The 3,828-nt window shown below is 72.0% G+C and carries 4 protein-coding genes; all 4 read left to right on the top strand.

The features are described from left to right. Positions 1-153 precede the first annotated feature (153 nt). Genes M4J07_RS46925 through M4J07_RS46910 form a run of 4 tightly spaced genes read left to right on the top strand, consistent with a single transcriptional unit; the run spans position 154 to position 3,797 of the window. Positions 154-1,095, top strand: coding sequence for an ATP-binding cassette domain-containing protein (locus tag M4J07_RS46925; RefSeq protein ID WP_255983374.1), 942 nt, complete (start codon positions 154-156; stop codon positions 1,093-1,095). Next, the gene (locus M4J07_RS46920; protein WP_255983372.1) at positions 1,092-1,868 is read left to right on the top strand and encodes an ABC transporter permease; all 777 of its coding nucleotides are present in this window, start codon (positions 1,092-1,094) and stop codon (positions 1,866-1,868) included. Before M4J07_RS46925 ends, M4J07_RS46920 begins: the two co-directional genes overlap by 4 nt. 13 nt (positions 1,869-1,881) lie before the next feature. Next, positions 1,882-3,132, top strand: coding sequence for a sensor histidine kinase (locus tag M4J07_RS46915; protein WP_255983370.1), 1,251 nt, complete (start codon positions 1,882-1,884; stop codon positions 3,130-3,132). After that, positions 3,129-3,797, top strand: a complete 669-nt coding sequence (locus tag M4J07_RS46910; protein ID WP_255983368.1) for a response regulator — start codon at positions 3,129-3,131, stop codon at positions 3,795-3,797. Before M4J07_RS46915 ends, M4J07_RS46910 begins: the two co-directional genes overlap by 4 nt. Positions 3,798-3,828: the final 31 nt, after the last annotated feature.

The following is a 3,828-nucleotide window of genomic DNA, read 5'->3' as shown; positions in this document are numbered from 1 at the left end:
ACCCTGAGCTCCCTGACCTTCCGCTGAACGCCCCCGGCCACCGCGGCCCGCAGACGCGAGTGGGGGCAGGTCGTACCCCGGTACTACGCCCGCCCCCGAACCGGAGCCCCTGGTCCGACGCCCGGGCACCCACCCGATCCCTACCTTCGACGCATGACGATCCAAGCCCACGGACTCACCAAACGCTACGGCGACAAGACCGTCGTCGACGACCTCACCTTCACGGTCGAGCCCGGCACGGTCACCGGATTCCTCGGCCCGAACGGCGCCGGCAAGTCCACCACGCTGCGCATGCTGCTCGGCCTGGACGCCCCGACATCCGGCCGCGCCACCATCGGCGGCCGCCCGTACGCCGACCACCCGGCCCCCCTCACCGAGGTCGGCGCGCTCCTGGAGGCGAAGGCCGTCCACCCGGGCCGCACCGCCTTCCACCACCTCATGGCGCTCGCCCACACCCACGGCATCCCGCGCTCCGGCGTCGAGCAGGTCCTCGACCTGGCCGGCCTGACCGACGTGGCGGGCAAGCGGGTCAAGGGCTTCTCCCTCGGCATGGGCCAGCGGCTCGGCATCGCGGCGGCGCTCCTCGCCGACCCGGCCGCCATCGTCCTCGACGAACCGGTCAACGGGCTCGACCCCGAGGGCGTCCTGTGGATCCGCAACCTCCTCAAGTCCCTCGCCCAGCAGGGCCGTACGGTCCTGGTCTCCTCCCACCTGATGTCCGAGATGGCACTGACCGCCGACCACCTGGTCGTCATCGGCCGCGGCCGCCTCCTCGCCGACACCACGGTCGCCGACCTCGTCCGCACCTCGGGAGCGGCCTACGTCAAGGTCGTCACGCCCGAGGCCGCCCGCCTGCGCGACCTCCTGACCGCCACCGGCGCCACGGGCACCGAGGTCACGGCCGGCGAGGCGCCGGGAACGCTCCACGTGCACGGCCCCGAAGCCCCCGAGATCGGCACCCTGGCCGCCGCCCACGGCGTACCCCTCTTCGAACTCACCCCGCAGGCCGCCTCGTTGGAGCAGGCCTTCATGAACCTCACCCACGACGCCGTCGAGTACCAGGCGGCCGCGCCCACGGCAGGAGCCGCAGCATGAGCGCCCCCACGACCGCCTACGCGGTGACCCCCCAGCGCGTCCTGCACGCCGAATGGCACAAGCTCCGCACCCTGCGCAGCACGTGGTGGACCCTGGGCCTCTCGGTCGCCCTCGTGGTCGGCGTCGGCCTGATGATGGGCTCCACCTACGACGGCGACGACGCGAACATCGACACCGTCGTCTTCACCCTCTTCGGCACCCAGCTCTCCCAGATCTGCATCGCCGTCCTCGGCATCCTGATCACGGCGAGCGAGTACGCGAACGGCCTGGTCCGCGCCACCATGGCGGCCGTGCCGCGCCGCCTGCCCGTGCTCTGGTCGAAGGCCGCCGTCTTCACGGCCGTGGCCTTCGCCGTCACGTTCGCCACGAACGTCGGCACGTTCCTGCTCGCCCAGATCTGGCTCTCCGACACCGACAAGGCCCTGTCCCTCACGGACTCCGGCGTCCTCGGCGCCCTCGCGGGCAGCGCGGCGGGCATCACCCTCCTCAGCCTCATCGCCCTGGGCCTCGGCGCGCTGTGCCGCTCGGTCCCGGCGGCCATCGGCGCCTTCATCGGAGGCGTGATGATCCTCCCCGAGGTCCTCCAGATGATCAGCTTCGACCCTGTGCAGAGCGCCGTGAAGTACTTCCCGACCAAGTCCGCGGAGGCCCTCGGCTCGATCACCCCGGTCGCCGACCACAACGGCGCGGGCACCGGCCTCGTCGCCCTGGTCCTGTGGGCGGCCGCCACCCTCGCCGCGGCGGCCCTCCTTCTCAAGCGCCGTGACGTGTGACCAGGATGACCCGGTGACGTCATCGCCCTCCCAGCCCGACTCAGAGGAGCAGGAGCCGCTCTCGCGGCTCCTGCAACGCACCGCCCAGCGGGTGCGCGCCTACGACCGGCGCCACCCGCTGCCGTGGGACCTGTCCGTGACGGGCTTCTTCGTCATCGCCGCCCTCATCGACTACTCGGGCGGCGGCTGGCAGAACATAGCCCACAACACCCACGTCCCCGGCAACCTCGTCCTCACCCTGAGCCTCGCCCTGTCGGTCCCGCTGCTGTGGCGCCGCACCCACCCCATGGCCGCACTCACGGTCATGGTGACGGCGGGCATCGTGAACAGCGCCACCGGCGCCGTCCTCCAGGCCGCCCTCCTCCAGCTGTTCGTCGTCTTCAACGTGGCACTGCGCTCCCGCATCCGCACCCTGGTGCTGTGCTGCGCGATGACGATGGTCCCGGTCCTGGTCGGCGTGGCCCGCTATCCGAAGGGAAGCTGGGACCAGCAGGTCGTCCCCCAGGTCTGGGCCCTCGCCCTGGTCGCCGTCCTCGGCCTCGCCATCCGCAGCCGCCAGGACTACACGAACTCCCTCGTCGAGCGCGCCCGCCAGCTCGAAGTGGAACGCGACCAGCAGGCCAGGCTCGCGACCGCCGCCGAACGCTCCCGGATCGCCCGCGAGATGCACGACATCATCGGCCACAACCTCTCCGTCATCACGGGCCTCGCCGACGGCGGCTCCTACGCGGCCGCCCGCAACCCCGAGCGTGCGGGCCAGGCCCTCACCGCGATCGCCACCACCAGCCGCCAGGCCCTCACCGAACTCCGCCGCCTGCTGGACGTCCTGGGCGCCGAAACTCCCGCGCAGACCGCCGAGTTGACCCCTCAGCCCATGCTCACGGACCTCGACGCGCTGATCGACGGCGTCCGCACGGCGGGCCTCCCGGTCGAGGTGACCCACCACGGCACCGAGCCCGCCGACCTGCCCCCCAGCACCCAACTGGCCCTGTACCGCATCGCCCAGGAGGCCCTCACCAACGCCCTCAAGCACGCGGGCCCGCAGGCCACCGCCACGGTCGACCTCGCCCACGCCCCGGACGCCGTCACCCTCACGGTCTCGGACACCGGCCACGGCGGCGCCCCCACACCCGGCGGCCGGGGTCTCACGGGAATGCGCGAGCGAACTTCCCTGTACGACGGCACACTTGAGGCAGGTCCCCGGCCCACCGGCGGCTGGCGGGTCACGGCCCGGCTCCCCCTCCCTAAGGACACCTCAAGGTGACTTCGGTCCTCATCGTCGACGACCAGCCCATGCAGCGCTTCGGCTTCCGCATGCTCCTGGAGAGCCAGGACGACCTGAAGGTGGCCGGCGAGGCGGGCACGGGAACGGACGCGGTCCGCCTCGCCGCCGAACTCCGCCCCGACGTCGTCCTGATGGACATCCGCATGCCCGGCATGGACGGCATCGAGGCCACCCGCCGCGTCGTCTCCACCGGCGACGACGGCCCGCGCGTCCTGATCCTCACCACGTTCGACATGGACGAGTACGCGTACGCGGGCCTGCGCGCCGGCGCCTCCGGATTCCTCATCAAGGACGCGCTCCCGGAGGAACTCCTCGCCGGCATCCGCGCCGTGGCGGCCGGCGACGCGATCGTGGCCCCCAGCCTGACCCGCCGCCTCCTGGACGCGTACGTCGACCATCTCCCGGCAGCTCCCGGCACGGCCGCGGGCCCGGACCCCCGCATCGCCTCCCTCACCGACCGCGAACGCGAGATCCTCACCGTCATCGCGCAGGGCTGGACGAACTCGGAGATCGCCCAGCGGCTTCACCTGGCGGAATCGACGGTGAAGACACACGTCTCCCGCATTCTGGCGAAGACCGGAGCACGGGACCGGGTGCAGGCGGTGATCGTGGCGTACGACGCGAAATTGGTGGAGCCGGCATAACGCGCCGGTATAACGCGCCGGTATAACTAGA

This window comes from Streptomyces longispororuber (assembly GCF_024448165.1).
In the GTDB taxonomy this organism is placed as follows: Bacteria; Actinomycetota; Actinomycetes; order Streptomycetales; family Streptomycetaceae; genus Streptomyces; species Streptomyces longispororuber_A.
This window is presented reverse-complemented; position numbering and strand designations above follow the sequence as displayed.

Bases quoted from the DNA above. Each gene is read 5' to 3' on its own strand.
- M4J07_RS46925 (WP_255983374.1), top strand. From the start codon at position 154: ATGACGATCCAAGCCCACGGACTCACCAAACGCTACGGCGACAAGACC.
- M4J07_RS46920 (WP_255983372.1), top strand. From the start codon at position 1,092: ATGAGCGCCCCCACGACCGCCTACGCGGTGACCCCCCAGCGCGTCCTG.